The organism is Pseudomonas sp. CC120222-01a (assembly GCF_003097235.1).
GTDB lineage: Bacteria > Pseudomonadota > Gammaproteobacteria > Pseudomonadales > Pseudomonadaceae > Aquipseudomonas.
Window position 1 is genome coordinate 12433 of the sequence record NZ_QEQQ01000013.1, and the last position, 17726, is coordinate 30158.

The 17726-nt window shown below is 65.4% G+C and carries 13 protein-coding genes and 1 pseudogene; 7 read left to right on the plus strand and 7 right to left on the minus strand.

The features are described 5' to 3' along the window. Positions 1–57 precede the first annotated feature (57 nt). Both N430_RS17160 and N430_RS17165 read left to right on the plus strand, forming a co-directional pair. Positions 58–2385 (plus strand): bifunctional diguanylate cyclase/phosphodiesterase, encoded by a 2328-nt coding sequence (locus N430_RS17160; protein WP_110637994.1) that lies wholly within the window; start codon positions 58–60, stop codon positions 2383–2385. Then, on the plus strand, positions 2373–3245 hold the full coding sequence (locus tag N430_RS17165; protein ID WP_110637995.1) for a phosphate/phosphite/phosphonate ABC transporter substrate-binding protein: 873 nt from the start codon (positions 2373–2375) through the stop codon (positions 3243–3245). The genes N430_RS17160 and N430_RS17165 overlap by 13 nt, the downstream gene beginning before the upstream one ends. Before the next feature lie 122 nt (positions 3246–3367). Here N430_RS17165 and N430_RS29735 read toward each other — a convergent pair whose 3' ends face one another. Beyond that, positions 3368–4477, minus strand: coding sequence for an SMP-30/gluconolactonase/LRE family protein (locus N430_RS29735; RefSeq protein ID WP_256592143.1), 1110 nt, complete (start codon positions 4475–4477; stop codon positions 3368–3370). Positions 4478–4480: 3 nt separating this feature from the next. Further along, positions 4481–5092 (minus strand): annotated as a pseudogene (locus N430_RS29740) (SDR family NAD(P)-dependent oxidoreductase); the annotation flags it as partial. A 126-nt stretch (positions 5093–5218) separates the two neighbouring features. Here N430_RS29740 and N430_RS17175 point away from each other — a divergent pair. After that, positions 5219–6235: a LysR substrate-binding domain-containing protein gene (locus N430_RS17175; protein ID WP_110637997.1), complete on the plus strand. Its 1017-nt coding sequence runs from the start codon at positions 5219–5221 to the stop codon at positions 6233–6235. Here the strand turns inward: N430_RS17175 and N430_RS17180 are convergent. Both N430_RS17180 and N430_RS17185 read right to left on the minus strand, forming a co-directional pair. Then, positions 6173–7315 (minus strand): glycerate kinase, encoded by a 1143-nt coding sequence (locus N430_RS17180; protein ID WP_110637998.1) that lies wholly within the window; start codon positions 7313–7315, stop codon positions 6173–6175. The two genes, N430_RS17175 and N430_RS17180, sit on opposite strands and share 63 nt — an antisense overlap. A 112-nt stretch (positions 7316–7427) precedes the next feature. Continuing rightward, on the minus strand, positions 7428–8525 hold the full coding sequence (locus tag N430_RS17185; RefSeq protein ID WP_110637999.1) for a sugar diacid recognition domain-containing protein: 1098 nt from the start codon (positions 8523–8525) through the stop codon (positions 7428–7430). Positions 8526–8688: 163 nt separating this feature from the next. Here N430_RS17185 and N430_RS17190 point away from each other — a divergent pair, with 163 nt between their 5' ends. From N430_RS17190 to N430_RS17205, 4 genes are all read left to right on the plus strand, one after another. After that, positions 8689–10017 (plus strand): MFS transporter, encoded by a 1329-nt coding sequence (locus N430_RS17190; RefSeq protein ID WP_110638000.1) that lies wholly within the window; start codon positions 8689–8691, stop codon positions 10015–10017. A 452-nt stretch (positions 10018–10469) separates the two neighbouring features. Next, the gene (locus N430_RS17195) at positions 10470–11990 is read left to right on the plus strand and encodes an FAD-dependent oxidoreductase (RefSeq protein WP_110638001.1); all 1521 of its coding nucleotides are present in this window, start codon (positions 10470–10472) and stop codon (positions 11988–11990) included. Positions 11991–12070: 80 nt separating this feature from the next. Beyond that, a complete protein-coding gene (locus tag N430_RS17200; protein WP_110638002.1) occupies positions 12071–13081 on the plus strand; it encodes an aldo/keto reductase in 1011 nt (336 codons plus the stop codon). Between the two features lie 217 nt (positions 13082–13298). Further along, positions 13299–14396 (plus strand): alkene reductase, encoded by a 1098-nt coding sequence (locus tag N430_RS17205; protein ID WP_110638003.1) that lies wholly within the window; start codon positions 13299–13301, stop codon positions 14394–14396. A gap of 147 nt (positions 14397–14543) precedes the next feature. Here the strand turns inward: N430_RS17205 and N430_RS17210 are convergent, their stop codons facing one another. The 3 genes from N430_RS17210 to N430_RS17220 form a co-directional block, all read right to left on the minus strand. Then, positions 14544–15524 (minus strand): LLM class flavin-dependent oxidoreductase, encoded by a 981-nt coding sequence (locus tag N430_RS17210; protein WP_110638004.1) that lies wholly within the window; start codon positions 15522–15524, stop codon positions 14544–14546. A gap of 99 nt (positions 15525–15623) precedes the next feature. After that, entirely contained in the window at positions 15624–16535 is a 912-nt protein-coding gene (locus N430_RS17215) for a LysR family transcriptional regulator (protein ID WP_110638005.1), read from the minus strand. Positions 16536–16604: 69 nt separating this feature from the next. Then, positions 16605–17660, minus strand: coding sequence for a metal-dependent hydrolase (locus tag N430_RS17220; RefSeq protein WP_110638006.1), 1056 nt, complete (start codon positions 17658–17660; stop codon positions 16605–16607). Positions 17661–17726 lie beyond the last annotated feature (66 nt).

A 17726-nucleotide genomic window follows, 5' to 3' on the forward strand; every position in this document is an offset into this window, starting at 1 on the left:
GGCTGTCATCTGCCTGTCGTATTTTTCGACCATCACCCAGGGTCGGGAACAACAGCAGTGATCCGTCGCTCTCTCTCCTCCGCAAGCCTTCTGCGCTTGCTGATCCTGATGCTCTGTGCAGCCACCCTGACCTTCCTCTGGGGGCTGCACGTCACCCAGAAGGCCGCCTCGCGCCAGGATGCACTGGCGGCCAAGGCGGCCGAGCATCTGAACCTGGCCAGTATCGTCGGCGAAAGCCTGCGCCAGCTGGTCGACCGCGCCCAGGCCGTGGGCCGGGTGACACAGGACGACATGAAAACCTTGCGCCAGGGCAGCCTGAGCCTGGCCAGGCTGCTGGCCGAAGACCCAGTGTTCAAGCGCATGAGCCTGTACGACCGCCAGGGCCGGCTGCTTTCCGCCAGCCACAGCGACGAGGCCGCGCAGCTGCCAGCGCAATGGCTGGATCAATTGAAGGTGCATGTCGCCCACTACGGTTTCAAACCTTTCCTGCCACGGAGCGCCCCCGATACCTCGCCACTGACCATGCCCAGCTGGCGCCTGCCCTTCCTGTTGCCGTTGACCGACCTGCCGGGCCGGGAGATCGACAACATCCTCGTGGTGCAGCTCGACATCGGCTACCTGGCGGTGCTGTTCCAGCACATCGACCTCGGTAAAAGTGGCTTGATGCGTTTGATTCAGGACGACGGCGGTGAACGCCTGCGCATCGACAGCAGCGGCGTGGTGGTGGCAGGTGACAGCTTCGAGCCGGACATCGCCGATGCCGACGAAGCCTCCGGGCAGTTGACCCAGTATGCCTCGGGCGTTCCTTACCAGAGCCTGTACCGGCGGGTGCCCGAGCGTGGCTTCAGCGTGGTGGTCAGCCAGCGCTATGACGAGATTCTCGCCCCGTCCACGCTGGCCTATTCGCGGCAGTTCTGGCTGAACCTGAGCATGACGCTGATGATCCTCGCCAGCCTGGCCTGGACCTTGCGCCTGCTGCGCAAGCGCCAGGAGGCGTTCAGCGCTCTGGAGCACGCGCAACAGGTCAACCAGCAATTGATCGGACGTCTGGAAGACGAACACCGGCGCAGCAGCCACGCCGCCGCCACCGACCATCTCAGCGGTCTGCACAACCGCCGCCAGTTCGTCGAAGTCGCCGGCCAGGCGCTGACCCGGCAACGCGGCAAGCGCCGCCTGATGGCCATCCTGTTCATCGACATGGACCGTTTCAAGTCGATCAACGACTCGCTCGGGCACAAGATCGGCGACCTGTTGCTGCAGGCAGTGGCCGGGCGCATTCAGCGTCTGCTCGAACCCGGCGACGAGGCTTCGCGCTTCGGCGGTGACGAGTTCGTCGTGCTGCTGGCAGGCGAGCGCAGTGAGGCGCAGATCAACAGCTGGGTGCGCACGCTGGTACAGAAGCTCTCGGCCACCTACGCCCTCGACGGCCAGGAGGTCAACACCAGCCCCAGTGTCGGGGTCAGCATCTGCCCGCGTGATGGCCAGGACATCGACAGCCTGATCCGCAGCGCCGATGCCGCCATGTACTCGGCGAAGCAGGCCGGGCGCGCCCAGTATCGCTTCTTCGACCCTTCGCTCAACCTTTCCGATATCCAGGCCTTCACCCTGGAGCAGGCCTTCGGCACGGCCCTGACCGAACGCCAGTTCGTGCTGCACTACCAGCCGCAGATCCGCCTGGATAGCCATCGTGTGCTGGGCTATGAAGCCTTGGTGCGCTGGGATCACCCCGAATTCGGGCTGCTTTACCCAGACCGCTTCATCAGCCTGGCCGAACGCAGTGGCTTCATCATCGAGCTGGGTTGGGAGGTGTTGCGCCTGGCCTGCGAAGAACTGGCCCGCTGGGATGCGCAAGGCCGTGAGGCACGGCTGGCCGTGAACGTTTCGGCCATGCAGTTGCGCCAGGCCGACTTCAGCACCCGCCTGCTGGCCAAGTTGCAGCTCTACGGCATCAACCCGCAGCGCCTGGAGCTGGAGATCACCGAAACCACCATCCTCGACCCGGAAGGCACCGCTGTCGATCACCTGCATCGCCTGCGTGCCGCCGGCCTGGGCATCAGCCTGGACGACTTCGGCCGCGGCTATGCCGGCTTTGCGCACCTGCAGTCGCTGCCGCTGAGCAAGCTGAAGATCGACCGCTCGCTGATCGCACCGCTGTCCAACAGCTATGACGACAGCCCGATCGTGTCCTCGACCATCATCCTGGCCAAGCGCCTGGGCCTGGAAGTGGTGGCCGAAGGCGTCGAGACCCGCGAGCAGGTGGTGTGCCTGAAGCTCGCCGGCTGCGATATCGCCCAGGGCTATCACTTCAGCCGGCCGTTGTCGCCGGCGCAGTTGCGTGAGTACCCGCCCTTCAACGGTATCGAGGAAAAGCCATGCGTGTTGTGAAGACCCTGGCCGCGCTGTTGCTGGCCAATCTGCTGGCCACTGCCGCCGTGGCCGATTGCACGCCGCGCAGCCTGCGCCTGGCGGTGATCCCGATCAAGAGCAGCGAGGACATGGTCCGCGAACACCAGCCGCTGCTGCAGCGCCTGAGCCAAGCGGCGGGCGTGCCGGTGGAGCTGGTGATTGCCGCCTCCTACGAAAGCGTGGTGGACGCCATCGTCTCCGGCGGTGCGGATATCGCCCGGCTTGGGCCAGCGTCCTATGTGCTGGCCAACCGTCGCGACCCCGGCATCGAACCGTTCGCGACCTTCACCTTGAGCGCTGGCCCCTACACGCCGGCCGGCAGCCATTACCAGGCGCTGCTGCTGACCCGTGCCAACAGCGTCGAGAACATCGAGCAACTGCGCGGCAAGCGTGTGGCCCTGAGCGACCCGGCCAGCACCTCGGGCAGCCTGGTGCCGAGTGTCGAGTTCCCGGCCGAAGTCGGCTCGCCGTTGCCGCAATTCTTCGGCGCGCTGGTGTATGCCGGGACCCACGACAAGGCACTGGAGGCGTTGCTCGATGGCCGGGTCGATGCTGCCTTCGTCGCCAGCGAGCGGGCCGATGCCTACCTCGCCCGGCATGCGCTGAGCCCGGCTGCACTCAAGGTGCAATGGCGCTCACAGCCGATCTACTACGACCCTTATGTGTTCAGTGCCAGCCTGTGCCCGGCGCTGAAGCAACGCATTCGCGCGGCGATGCTGGACGACCCCAAGGCCATGGCCGCCTTTGTCGCGTCCCAGGATGCCAGCGGACTGGTGCCGGTGAGCCAGGCCGAATATGCGCCGCTGCGGCAGTTGATGGATGCTTCGTTGCCTCGCTGATTCACGGTCATCCTGCCCGCGTTACGTGGGCTGGAAGGACGCCAGGTCGGCTTTGCGCTATATCGACGCCGCACAACGCTTCGGCGAACTGGCCGTGCTACCGGCCAGTCAGGGGCAGGCGCTCATTCCTTGAAGGCATGGCGTGCGATACCACCCACTTCCGGGCGAATCGCGTAAAGGTCGCCCGCATCCGGGTAATGCCGCAGTTGCGCCGGCGCCATGCCGACCCGTGCCGTGGTGATGTACAAGGTATCCAGGTTTTCGCCGCCGAAGCAGCAACTGGTCGGGCGCGGTACCGGCATCACCACCTGTTCGGTCAGGTGGCCATGACGGTCGTAATGCAGCAGGCAGCTGCCATTGAACTGGCAGACCCACAGGCCACCTTCCCGGTCCAGCGCAATACCGTCCGGCCGCCCCAGCTCCGCTGGCGTCTCGGCGAACAGGCTGACTTGTTCCAGGCGCCCTTCTGCGGGGTATTCGGCGCGGTAGATCTTGCGCGCCACGGAGTCGACGAAGAACAACGTCTGGCCGTCGGCTGACCAGGCCAAGCCATTGGGCAATGCCAGGCCGCAATGGATCACCTCGTCACTGAGCTGGCCATCGAAGCGGAACAGCGCCCCGGTCCCGCCACTCGGGACTTCGTCCATCAGGCCGGTGACGAAGCGCCCCTGCGGGTCACAGGCGCCATCGTTGAAACGATAGGTCGAGCGCGGATGCACGGGTACCGAGTACTGGCGAATGCGGCCGCAAGCAAGGTCGAGCAGTACTGCGCTGGAGTCTTCGGTGAAGATCAGGTTGCCGCGGTCGGTCAGCGCCAGTGCGCCAATGCGTGCGGCCGACTCATACAGCCGCTCCACCTCACCCTCGGGCAGCAGCCGGTTGATACGCCCGCCGGTGATATCGACAAAGTACAACGCCCCCGTCTGCGCATCCCAGACCGGGCTCTCCCCCAGGTCGGCGCGGGTATTGGCGACCTTCACCGGCACGTAGTGGCATTCCTTGATTCGGCTCCAGCGCGCGGCCACTTCGGCCAGGCTGGCAGCCTCCACCCGTGCCAGGTCGCGCGGGTAGCTGACCCCGCTGTTCTCGCACAGGCGCGTGGCGGTGAACTGGCCATTGCTGGCCCGCAGGATATAGCCGGTGTCGTGGCACAGCCCGCTGGCCAGGTACAGCACACCCGGGGTCACCCACTCCGGCTTGAGCTCTTGCGGTGCCTGGCTGATACCCCACATGCGAGTCTTGGCCACGGGCGAGATCGCATTGACGAGGATGCCGTGCTCCTGACCTTCCATGCTCAGCGCGTTCATGATGCCGACCTGGGCCATCTTGCCCGCCGCATAGGCCACCAGCCCCGGCTGAGCGTAACGCTGGTACATGGCGCGGTCAGACGTAGTCAGCACGATGCGCGGTGCCGATGAGCGCTTCAGGTGCTGCCAGGCATGCTTGGCCAGCCACACCGGCGCATGCACGCTGATGCCCAGGGCGCGGTCGAGGAAGGCCTGTTCCTGGTTCTCGATGCCCTGGTAGTCCACCCAGCCCGCGTTGTGGATGAGAATGTCCAGTGCGCCGAAGTGTTCGATGGCCAGCTCGACCAGTTGCCGGCAGGCGTCTTCATGTTCCAGCTGGCCGATGTGCGCGACCACGTCGAAGCCCCTGGCGCGCAGGGTTTCGAACGCAGCGCTGACGGCCATCGGGTCCTGCCCTTCACCTGACCGGTCGGTGCCCAGGTCACTGATGACGACCCGGGCGCCACGGGCTGCAAGTGCCATGGCGTAGTCCAGGCCAAGGCCCTGGGCAGCACCGGTGACGATGGCGACTTTGCCCATGAATGGGTCTGTAAATGGCATTGTAGAGCCCTTCCAATTCTCCTTTTTACGATAACAACAAAAAAATCAATGACTTAATATTAAAAGCATGCAACTTTGATATCTCTGGGATATCACCGCCGTCCCGGCTCGTCGAAGGAATTGGGAATGATCGAGACACGCTTGCTCAGGCAGTTCATTGCCGTCGCAGAGGAGCTGCATTTTCACAAGGCAGCCCTGCGCCTGCACATGGCCCAGCCGCCCCTGAGCCAGGCAATCAGCCGCCTCGAAGAGAAGCTGGGCTTCAGCCTGTTCCTGCGCAACAAACGGGCGGTCAAGCTCACCGCTGCCGGCGTGGCCTTCCTGGAAACGGCCTACCGCACGCTCAAGGAACTGGAGCAAGGCATCGAATACGCGCGCAATGTCTCCCAAGGCATCAGCGGCAAACTGACCATCACCGCCATTTCCATCGCCTACTATGCGTCGCTGCTCACCACCTTGAAGCAATTTCGCGAAACCTACCCGAACGTACGCCTGACCATCCGCGAAATGCCTTCGGCCTCCCAGGCCAAGGCCTTGCTGGCCGGGGAAGCGGACGTCGGCTTCATGCGCAAGCTGCCGCTGCCGGCAGACACCCTCGAATCACGCCTGATGCTCAGCGAGCAGATCGTCATGGCCTTGCCGGCCCACCATCCCGAAGCGCGGCAGCCCGTGGTCGACCTGAGCAATTTTGCCGATGAGGATTTCGTCTTCACCCCGCAGGCCCTGGGCAGCGGCTACCACGGCCAGCTGATCGCCCTGTGCGAGTCGGCCGGCTTCCACCCCAGGATCGTCCAGGAGGCCGCGCAGATCCACACCCAGGTCGGGCTGGTGGCCTGCGGCTTCGGTGTCGCCCTGGTACCAGAATCGATCGCCTACTCGAGCCTGCGCGACCGCGTGCAGTTCCGCCCGATCCGGCCGATCAAGGGCCAGCCCACGCCAAGCATGGGCCTGTACATGAACTGGAATGCCGAGAACGCCTCGCCGGCGCTGGGCAGCTTCATTGCCATGCTCGAGCAGGGCGCGCCGCGGCGCTTTGCCGATACCCTGCAGCACCCGCTGATGCAGGAGGATTGCGACGTATCAGCGCTGCCGCCTGGCGCATTGCCAGACACGGGCGATATCACCGGCACGGTCCTGCAATAACTGCGCGGCATTCGCGCACGCCTGCTCCAGGGTCATCGGCCCGTTGGCCAGGGCAAAGGCCGCGTCGATACCGTGGGCATACAGCTGTTGGTAGCCTTCGCCCAGGGTGCCCGCCAGCACCACCACCGGCACCCCGTGACGCTTGGCCACCCGGGCGACTCCCATGGGGGTCTTGCCGCGCAGGGTCTGGGCGTCGAAGCGCCCTTCACCGGTAATCACCAGATCGGCACCTTGCACCAGCGCGTCCAGGCCAGCCAGCTCCGCGACCACTTCCACGCCGGGGCGGAAGCGCGCGCCCATGAAGGCCTTGGCGGCAAAGCCCATGCCCCCGGCCGCACCGCAACCCGGGAAGTCGCGCACGTCTTCACCCAGCAGTTGCGCACAGTGGTCGGCAAAGTGGCCCAGGGCCTGGTCCAGCGCCTGCACCTGCTCGGGGTTGGCGCCCTTCTGTGGGCCGAAGATCGCCGAAGCGCCATTGGCGCCACACAGCGGGTTGTCGACATCGGCTGCCACGTCCACCTGCACCTCGGCCAGCCGTGGGTCCAGGTCACTGGCGTCGATACGGGCCAGCCGGGCCAGGGCCAGGCCACCCTCCTCCAGCGCTTGCCCGTCGGCATCCAGCAGGCGCAGGCCCAGCGCCCGCAGCATGCCGCTGCCGCCATCGTTGGTGGCACTGCCGCCAATGGCCAGGACAATCCGTTGCGCCCCAGCCGCCAAGGCTGCGGCGATCAGCTCGCCGGTGCCCCAGGTGCTGCTGCGGCAGGCATCGCGCTGGCCGCTGGGTACCAGCTGGATGCCGCTGGCCTGGGCCATCTCGATGACTGCGGTGCGGCTTTCTGCCAGCCAGCCCCAACCGGCTTCCACGCGCTGCCCCAGCGGCCCGCGCACGTTCAGCCTACGCAGCTCGCCATGGCTGGCAGCGACGATCGCCTCCATGGTGCCTTCGCCGCCATCGGCCATCGGGCATTCGACCAGTTCGGCAGCCGGCAGCGCCGCGCCCAGGCCAAGGGCGATGGCACGGGCGACACCGGCAGCGTCGAGGCTGTCCTTGAACGAGTCGGGGGCGATGACGATTTTCATGGGGATTCTCCTGTCCTGATAATAGGCATGCTGACAGCTGTGTGGCGCGGTAGCCTCGGTCGGATGCACAAAAGGCCGATGGCGTTGTTTGGGCAAATGCCTTCGGCGGCGCTCAATCGGCCGGCAGCAGTTGCAGCCCCAGGTACAGGCTCAGCATGCCTTCCAGGCGCAACGGGTCTACTTCGCCCAGTTCGGCGATGCGCTCCAGGCGGTAGCGCAGGCTGTTGCGGTGGATCCCCAGGGCATCGGCACAGGCCTGGCTCTGGCCATCGTGCGCGCACCAGGCGCGCAGCGTGGTCAGCAACTGGCCGCTGGCATCCCGGGCGCGAATGCGTTGCAGCGGCTCGAGCAGTTCATCCAGCGCGTCTTCATTGCGATGGCGCCAGAGCAAGGCCGGCAAGCGGTAGCGGCTGAGGCTCAGCAGTTGCTCCTTCGGCAACACCTCGCGGCCATAGGCCAGCAAGTCACGCACCCGCCGGTAGCCCCGGCGCAGCTGTTCCAGGCTCTGCGCCGCGCTGCCCAGCGCCAGGCGTTCGACCTCCCAGCCGTGGCGCCGCAAGCGTTCGATCAGGCGTGCTTCATCCAGCACCAGCCCCGCCGGCCGGCACCACAGCAGCGACTCGCGCGAAGGGCTCACGCACCAGCTTTCCGGGTAGCGACTCATCAACCAGGCCGACAGTGTTTCGGCAGGCGGCCCGGATTGCAGTTCGAACAGGCATGGCACCCGTGGCAACTGGGGCTTCAGGCCCAACTGCTGCGCCTCGTCCAGCAACCGTGGCGAATCACCGCTGCCGCCGAGCAGCAACGCCAGGAGGTCGTCGCAACGCTGGCGCCGCCACTGCTGCTCGACCTGCAGATGGCGCTGCGCCAGGAGCATCTCGGCGGTCATGCGCACCAGCTCGCCATAGGTGCGCAGTTGCTGCGGGTCGCCGGTCAGGCCGAGCACGCCGATCAGGCGCCCGTCGAGCATCAGCGGCAGGTTGACCCCGGGCTGCACGCCCTTGAGGCACTTGGCCGCGTCGACGTCCAGCTCGACCACCCGGCCATTGGCCAACACCAGCTGAGCACCCTCGTGGCGGGTGTTGATGCGCTCCGGCTCGCCACTGCCGAGAATCAGCCCCTGGCTGTCCATGACGTTGACGTTGCAGGGCAGAATGGCCATCGCCCGATCGACGATATCCTGCGCCAGGTCATGGTCCAGTTCGAACATTCAGCGATCCTTAATCGTGTCAGCTTTTGTACGGCAGCACAGCGCCATCCGCGATACGCTGTGCAAAAGCACAAAGACAGGCGCGCCGCCGTCCCCGAGACTCGTCAGGGCGAGCGCCGGCACAGGCGACGCGGCGACAACCATAACAACAGAGACCACGATCATGGCACACAGCCCCGCCCCTGACCAAGGCACGGATATCACCCGCAACGCGCTGTACCGGCGCATCACCCTGCGGCTGATCCCGTTCATTTTCATCTGCTACCTGTTCAACTACCTGGACCGCGTCAACGTCGGCTTCGCCAAGCTGCAGATGCTCGATGCACTGAAGTTCAGCGAAACCGTGTACGGCCTCGGCGCCGGCATCTTTTTCATCGGCTACGTGCTCTGCGGCCTGCCGAGCAACCTGGCGCTCAACCGCTTCGGTCCGCGGCGCTGGATTGCGGCGATGATGATCGCCTGGGGCAGCCTGTCGACCTGCCTGCTGTTCGTCACCACCCCCACCGAGTTCTACACCCTGCGCCTGCTGACCGGCGCCGCCGAAGCGGGCTTCTTCCCCGGCGTGGTGCTGTACCTCTCGCGCTGGTTCCCGGCTGACCGCCGTGGCCGCATCATGGCCCTGTTCATGTCGGCGATCCCGGTGTCGGGCCTGCTCGGCGGGCCGTTCTCCGGCTGGATCCTCCAGCACTTCGCCGCTGGCCAGCATGGCCTGGCCGGCTGGCAGTGGATGTTCCTGATCCAGGGCCTGCCGACCGTCGCCCTCGGTGTACTGGCCATCAAGCTGCTCAGCGATGGCTACCAGAAGGCTGCCTGGCTGAGCCCGGCCGAACGCCAGCTGATCGCCGCCGACCTCGAGGCCGACGCCGCGAGCAAACCGAACGCCACCGGCGACAGCGTGATGGCCGTGTTGACCAACCCGCTGATCTGGACCTTCGGTTTCGTCTACTTCTGCATCCAGAGCGGCGTGTACGCGATCAACTTCTGGCTGCCGTCAATCATCAAGAACATGGGCTTCGACAACCCGCTGCTGATCGGCTGGCTGAGCGCCATTCCGTATCTGCTGGCTGGCGTGTTCATGATCCTCTGCGGCCGCTCGGCCGACCTGCGCAACGAGCGCCGCTGGCACCTTGTGGTGCCGATGTTGATGGGCGCCGTCGGCCTGTTGATCGCAGTCAACTTCGCCGGCAACCCGACCATCGCCATCCTCGGCCTGTCGATCGCCACCATGGGTGCCCTCACCGGCCTGCCGATGTTCTGGCCGATGCCGACCGCGCTGCTCAGCGCCAGTGCCGCAGTGGCGGGCCTGGCGATCATCAACTCGGTGGGCCAGATGGCTGGCTTCCTCAGCCCGTACCTGGTCGGCTTCATCAAGGACCAGACCGGCTCGACCGATGCTGCGCTGTATTCGCTGGCCGCGCTGATCGTGCTGGGTAGCCTGGTGGCCCTGCGGGTTACCCGGGCTCGGGCGCTGAATACTGCACGGGCCAGTTGAGGCTTTGGGGTGCTCGCCGGAAGGTTTGCGGCGCCTGTCAGATCGAGCGCCGCCCGCGCGGCGCATCGCGGGCAAGCCCGCTCCCACATCTGTTTAGGGCCAATCTCTCCTGTGAAGCCAACAGGGACCGCCTTGTTGGCATGGCAATGCATCTCGGTGGGCGCTGATGCCGCTCCACCTATCTCCAGTCATGCGCGCAACCGATTATCATCGGTCTCCAGTCAGGCACCAAGGCGGATCCTGTTGGCGGCACAGGACTAACTGGCCCGAAACAGATGTGGGAGCGGCGGTGCGGCGATCCGACTTGCCCGCGATGCGCCGCGCGGGCGGCGCTCGATCTGACAGGCGCAGAAAATCTCAATGCGAACATACCCCCACCGATCGTCAGGTCAACGCATCCCCCTCCCGCCCCAGGCGTCAAATGGTTCCAAAGGCCCCCTTTGGAGAAGCCCATGACCCAGCACGCCGTGGCCCGCCTCGAACAGCTCGACCCCAAGCGCCCCTTGCGCGTGCAGGCCGGCAACGAAGACATGATCCTCGTCCGCCAGGGCGATCAGGTCCATGCCTACCAAGGCAACTGCCCGCACGAAGGCGCGCCGCTGGAAGAAGGCGTGATCTGCGGCGGGCTGCTGGTCTGCCCCTGGCACAAGGCCGCTTTTGCCGTCGATGAAGGCGCGGTGTGCGAACCGCCGGCGCTGACAGGCCTGCGCAGGTACCGGGCATGGGTCAAGGATGGCGAGGTATGGGTCGATGACCAACCTTTGCCACAGAGCGAGTCACCGCGCCACAGCGATGCCCGCACTTTCGTGGTGATCGGTGCGGGTGCCGCCGGCGCGGCGGCGGTGGCCACGCTGCTCGACCACGGCTTCGGCGGGCACCTGATCTGGCTCGACCAGGAACGGCAGCCCGCATACGATCGCACCGCCTTGAGCAAATTCGTCCTCGCCGGGGAGATGGCGCCCGACGAGGTGTCCGCCTTGCTGGAGCCCGATCAGCTGCGCAAGGGCCATCTGGACAGGCGCTTCGGCAAGGTCCGTGCGCTGGATGCGAAAAAACGCCAGATCACCCTCGCCGACGGCCAGCACATCGACTATGACGCCGCCCTGCTGGCCACCGGCGGCAAACCGTTGCGCCCGCAGCTGCCGGGTGTCGACCTCCCCGGCATCATGACCTTGCGCTCACGCGAGGATGCCGCGCGCCTGCTCGATGCCGCCGAACCTGGGCAGCCGGTGGTGATCGTCGGTGACGGCTTCATTGGCCTCGAAGCCGCCTCGGCACTTCGAAAGTATGGCGCGCAGGTGCATGTGGTCACGCGTCACGAAGTACCGTTGGCCAAACAACTGGGCGAACGTATCGGGCGCTGCATTCGCGAGCTGCATGAGCGCAAGGGCGTGGTGTTCCACGGCCCGACCGAAGTCGAGCGCTTTTTGGGCGAAGACAAGGTCGAAGCCGTGCAATTGGCCAATGGCGAGCGGCTGAGCACCGCTCTGGTGCTACTCGGAACGGGCGTAAAGCCGGCCACGGCGTTCGTGCAAGGTGTGCAATTGGCCAAAGACCAGTCAGTGTCGGTCGATGCCGAATTGCATGCCGCCGATGGGTTGTGGGTCGCTGGCGATATCGCCACCTTCCCCCATGCAGGGCAGCCGGTGCGCATCGAGCACTGGCGGCTGGCTCAGCAGCACGGCGTGATTGCGGCAGCCAACATGCTGGGTGAACAGCGCCGCTACAACGATGTGCCGTTCTTCTGGACCTACCAGCACGGGCGCACCTACGAGGTGCTGGGACATGCCCGGAATTGGGATCGCATCAAGTTCGTCGGTGAGCCGGAGAAAGGCGACTTCATTGCCCTGCAGTGCGTCGGGGAACAGGTCGAGGCGGTGGTAGCCAAGGGCTACTCGGATGCCATGGCGACGCTGTCACAACGGATGAAGCGGCCCTTGAGCCTGATTGAGGCCCTCGAGTTGATTGGCTGAAATCACCGCCCTGGCGGCCTTTCAAACCCCGTCGGTTCTGTGTAAAACAACCGGATCATTCCCCGCAAAGGATACTCGGCATGATCTACCGTCCCCTGGGCCAATCCGGCCTGCAAGTCTCCGCCCTGACCCTGGGCAGCATGATGTTCGGCGAGCAGACCGGCACCGAGGATGCGCTGCGGATCATCGACAAGGCCTGGGACCAGGGCATCAACTTCATCGACACCGCCGACGTGTACAACGCCGGCCGCTCCGAGGAGATCGTCGGTGAAGCGGTGGCGCGCCATCGCCAGGACTGGATCGTCGCCTCCAAGGTCGGCATGGGGCCCACCGATGGCCTGCCCAACCGCAGCGGTTTGTCGCGCAAGCACATCTTCAATGGCATCGATGCCACGCTGACGCGCATGCACCTGGACTACCTGGACATCTACTACTTGCACCGCGAAGACCACAAGGTGCCGCTGGAAGAGACCGTGCGCGCCATCGGCGACCTGCTGCAGCAGGGCAAGATCCGTTACTGGGGAGTGTCCAACTACCGCGGCTGGCGCATCGCCGAGATCTGCAACCTCGCCGAGCGCCTGGGTGTGGCCAAGCCGGTGGTCAGCCAGCCGCTGTACAACATCGTCAACCGCCAGGCCGAGCCTGAGCAGATGACCGCCGCCGCGTATCACGGCCTGGGCGTGGTGCCCTTCAGTCCACTGGCCCGTGGCGTGCTCAGCGGCAAGTATGCGCCGGGGGCCGAGCCCGAGGCTGGCAGCCGTGCCGCGCGCCAGGACAAGCGCATCATGGAGGTGGAATGGCGCCAGGAATCGCTGGCCATTGCCCGGCAGCTGCAGGATTACACCCAGGCCAAGGGCGTGGGCCTGGTCGAGTTCGCGATTGCCTGGGTGCTCAACAGCCAGCTGGTCAGCTCGGCCATCGTCGGGCCGCGCACTGAGGCGCAGTGGGATACCTATGGCGGGGCGCTGGAGGTGAAGATCACAGCGGAAGACGAGGCATTCATTGACTCGCTGGTGACGCCGGGGCATGCGTCTACGCCAGGGTTCAATGATGTGGCGCATTTTGTCAGTGGGCGGTTGGCTCGGCGCTGAGTGTTCTCCTGTCCCGGCCTCTTCGCGGGCTTGCCCGCTCCCACAGGTTCATCACCCTCCTCAAGGAAATGATCCCCCTGTGGGAGCGGGCAAGCCCGCAAAGAGGCCGGGACAGGCTACATCCATTGGGGAGCTCTACGCCGGGGTCCCGGTCCCCCCTTTCCCCAATCATCCCGGTATCGTTCGCGCCATTGGTTTTCCTACCTCTGGAGCAACAATGAAACTCTTGCAACCCCTGCAGATCGGCCCCCTGACCCTGCCCAACCGCGTGTTCATGGCCCCGCTCACCCGCCTGCGCAGCCTGGAGCCTGGCGACGTACCGACACCGATGATGGCCGAGTATTACCGTCAGCGCGCCAGCGCCGGGCTTATCATCACCGAAGCCACGCAAATCTCCTTCCAGGCCAAGGGTTACTCCGGTTCGCCAGGCATCCACAGCGCCGAGCAAATCGCCGCCTGGAAGGTCGTGAACGAAGGCATCCACGCCGATGGCGGTCACAGTGCCGTGCAGGTCTGGCACACCGGCCGGGTTTCGCATACCTCGCTGCAGCCCGCCGGCGAAGCACCGGTCGCACCATCTGCCCTGCCGGCCAACGCCCGCACTACCCTGCGCGATGAACAAGGCAACCTGATGCGGGTGGAAACCTCCACGCCTCGTGCCCTGAACGAAGACGAGATTGCCGCCATCGTTGCCGACTTCGGCCAGGCGGCGGTCAACGCCCGTGAGGCCGGTTTCGATTTCATCGAGCTGCACGCCGCCCATGGCTACCTGCTGCACCAGTTCCTCACCCCGAGTGCCAACCAGCGCGAAGACCGTTATGGCGGTAGCGTGGAGAACCGTGCGCGTATCGTTCTGGAAGCCGTGGACGCTGCAATCGCCAACTGGAGCGCCGACCGCATTGGCATCCGCGTGTTCCCGCTGGGTGGTTTCAACGGCGTGGACAACGGCGAGGACCAGGAAGCCGCCGGCTTGTACCTGATCAAGGAACTGGCCAAGCGCAACCTCGCCTACCTGCACCTGTCCGAGCCGGACTGGGCAGGCGGCAAGCCGCTGCGCGATGAGTTCCGCGAGCAGATCCGTGCCGCGTACCCAGGTGTGATCATCGCGGCGGGTGCCTATACCGCCGAGAAAGGCGAAGACCTGATTGGTCGTGGCCTGATCGATGCCGTGGCCTTTGGCCGCAGCTACATTGCCAACCCGGACCTGGTTGAGCGTCTGCGGCTGCAGGCGCCGTTGAACGAGCATCGGGCGCAGTTCGACTATGCCAATGGGCCTGAGGGGTATACGGACTATCCGTTCCTCAAGCAGGCCTGATGCTGAAAAGGGAGCCCGAAAGCTCCCTTTCTTGTTGCCTGTTCTGGCCTCTTCGCGGGCACGCCCGCTCCCACAGGTATTGCACGCACTTCAAGCACTGTGCAGAACCTGTGGGAGCGGGCTTGCCCGCGAAGAGGCCAGTGAGGTTTAACGCAACTCTGCCAAAGCCCGCGCCGCATAGGCATGCGAGCGCAACCGCGCCAACGGATCGTGGATCCGGCAATCGATCATCAACTCATCCGCTCCGGTCTGCTCGATCAGCGAGCGCAGCCCTTCCCGCACCCGCTCCGGCCCACCGGCAATGCTGCAGGCCATCACCTGCTCCAGCACCGCCCGCTCGTGCCCCGGCAAGTTCTGCACATACCCTTCCTGCGGCTTGGGCAGCAAGCCGAAGCGCCCGACATGCAGGTCCAGCATCCACTTGCGGTGCGAGCTGGCCTGGTAATCGGCCTCGGCATCACTGTCGGCGGCAAACAGGTTCACGCCCACCATCACATACGGCTTGGCCAATTGTGCGGAAGGCTGGAAGTTGGCCCGGTAATGGGCAATCGCCTGCAGCAGGTAACGCGGTGCGAAATGCGAGGCAAAGGCATACGGCAGCCCCAGCTTCGCTGCCAGGTCGGCACCGAACAGGCTGGAGCCGAGGATCCACACCGGCACTTCGTGTGTGCCCGGCACACCGCGGACCTGGCGCTTGCCATTGTCGGCCAGATAGTCGCGCAGTTCGGCGATGTCCTGGCTGAAGTCGCGCTCTGGCGCGGCACCGCGCAAGGCGCGAACCGTGGGCCCCGAAGTACCGGGCGCACGCCCCAGGCCCAGGTCGATGCGGCCCGGATGCAGCGTGTCGAGGGTGCCGAACTGCTCGGCGACCACCAACGGCGCATGGTTGGGCAGCATGATGCCGCCGGCGCCGACGCGAATGTGCTGGGTGGCATTGGCGATCTCGTTGATCACCAGCGAGGTGGCAGCCGAACCGATGCCGGGCATGTCGTGGTGCTCGGCGATCCAGTAGCGGCGGTAGTCATGCTGCTCGACGTGGCGAGCCAGTTGGCGGGATTCTTCGATCGCGTCGGCGAAGGTCTTGCCTTCGCCAATCATGACCAGATCCAGTACGGACAGGGCAGTCATGGGGTCTCCAGAGGGATTATCAGTGACGCCAGTTTCTGCGCTGCAGCGCCAGGGATAAACCCGACCTCAGGCCCCACATAGGGGCCTGGTTGTCCCCAATCAGTCTTCCCAGGGCACGCCCTGCTCCCAGGTCGCTACCAGCAGGTCGATGAACCCGCGCACCCGTGGCGACAGGTGCCGCTTGCTCGGGTAAACCACACGGATCGGGTCCGCCGGTGGGCGATAGTCGTGCAGCACCTCTACCAGTGCACCGGCCCGCAGGTCATCGCCAGTGATATAGGTCGGCAGGTGAATCAGGCCGAAACCGGCCCGGGCGCCATCGAGCATCGCCTCGGAACTGTCGATGTTCAATCGACCGGGCTCCTCGCACAGGTGCAGCCCTTCGTCGGTGTGAAAGCGCCACGGCATCGACTTCTCGCCACTGAGGAAGGCGATCTTGTCATGCCCGTAGAGGTCCGCCGGCACCTGCGGCACGCCGTGCTGCTGCAGGTACTCGGGCGAGGCGCAGGTAACGAACTGCTGCCAGGCGACCGTGCGGGTCAACAGTTGTGAATCTTCCTTGGGCGCACCGATGCGCACGGCGACGTCGACGCCCTCTTCCACCAAGTCGACAAAACGGTCGGTAAAGCGAATGTCGGCGCGCAGCTCCGGCCACTGCTTGAGGTAGGCATCCAGGATCGGCAGCACATGACGCTGGCCGAACGACAACGGCGCGGTCAGGCGCAAGGTGCCAGTTGGCTTGCCCCGACGCAGGGCCATGGTGCTCTCGACCTCGTCCAGGTCATCGAGGATCTGCCGCCAGCGCTCGAAGGCCACCTGGCCCTCGTCGGTCAGGCTCAATTTGCGCGTGGTGCGGTTGAGCAGGCGCACGGCCATGCGTGCCTCCAGGCGGGCGATGCTCTTGCCCACCGCCGAGCGGGTCAGGCCAAGGCTGGCCGCTGCGGCGGTGAAGCTGCCGGCCTTCACGGCGCTGACGAAGGCGGCGATGTCGCCGAAGCGGTTGGGTTCCATGGCAGGTTCCTGGGCATGCGGAAGGCCGGCTTAAATGGGTGCAAATCGCAGTATTGCAAGGGCAAGCACTCAGCGCTCGCTCCAGGCGGCCAACGGCAACGGCGGCCGCTGCTCGAGAATCCGCCGCCAGATCAGCGCCAGGTCACCGTTGTTGAGCATCGCGCCAACCCCTGAGCCGACCCAGCGGCTTGGCGTGTCGGCCACCCACTGCCCCTGGCTATCGCGGTGGGCCATGTTGAAGCGGAAGGTGTAGTTGCCGGGGATACCCATGCGCAGGTCGGTGACCACCAGTTGGTCGTCGATGACGTCGTAGCGTAGCCAGTCACCGGTAAACCAGCGCAGGCGTTCGAGCAAAGGCGCATCGTGCAGGGTATCGCGCGCCACCAGATTCAGTGGCAGGCGCTGCATCTCCGGCGGCTCACGGTCAAACGAGCTGCTGATGCCCTCGTAGTAGAAACCATCCGGGGTCTTGGCCAGCACCCGCCAGACCAGGCTGTTGAAGGCGATGGGCACAGCGCGCACCTCGCTGGCCTGGATACCTTGCTGCTCTAGCGCCAGTTGAAAGCGCTGCTCGGCGGCAATACGACCAGCCAGGCCGAACCCCAGGTAGGCAGTGCTGAAGACCAGTGCCAGGCTCAACACCTGCACGGCCCTGCCCTTCAACCCTTTGCAGGTGGCGTACAGTACAGCCGCCAACAGCGGCACGGTATAGACCGGATCGATGATGAACACCGCCGCCCAGCTCAGCGGGGTGAATGCCAGCGGCCAGAACAGCTGTGTGCCGTAGACCGTGAACGCGTCGAGGATCGGGTGGGTCACCAGCACCAGCCAGAACGCCAGGAACAGCCGGGGCAAGGTGTAGCCCTTGTCGGGCCAGCGCGTTCGGCCAAGCCGGTTGACCAGCCAGGCCAGCAGCAAGGCCAGGCTGGTAAGGACGAAGATCGAATGGGAAAAGCCGCGGTGGTAGGTCATCTGCGACACCGGGTCGGCATAGCGGATGACCACGTCGAGGTCCGGCACGGTGGCCAGCGCAGCGCCGTAGATGAGCGAGCGCCGGCCCTGAATGCGGCCCAGGACCGTACCTTGCAGCGCAGCACCGAGCACGGCTTGGGTGATGGAGTCCAAAGTCAGGCTTCCTCAATGGCAATTGAGGAAACCTAACCCCCGGCACCCGGGTGGCGCAATCGCTGC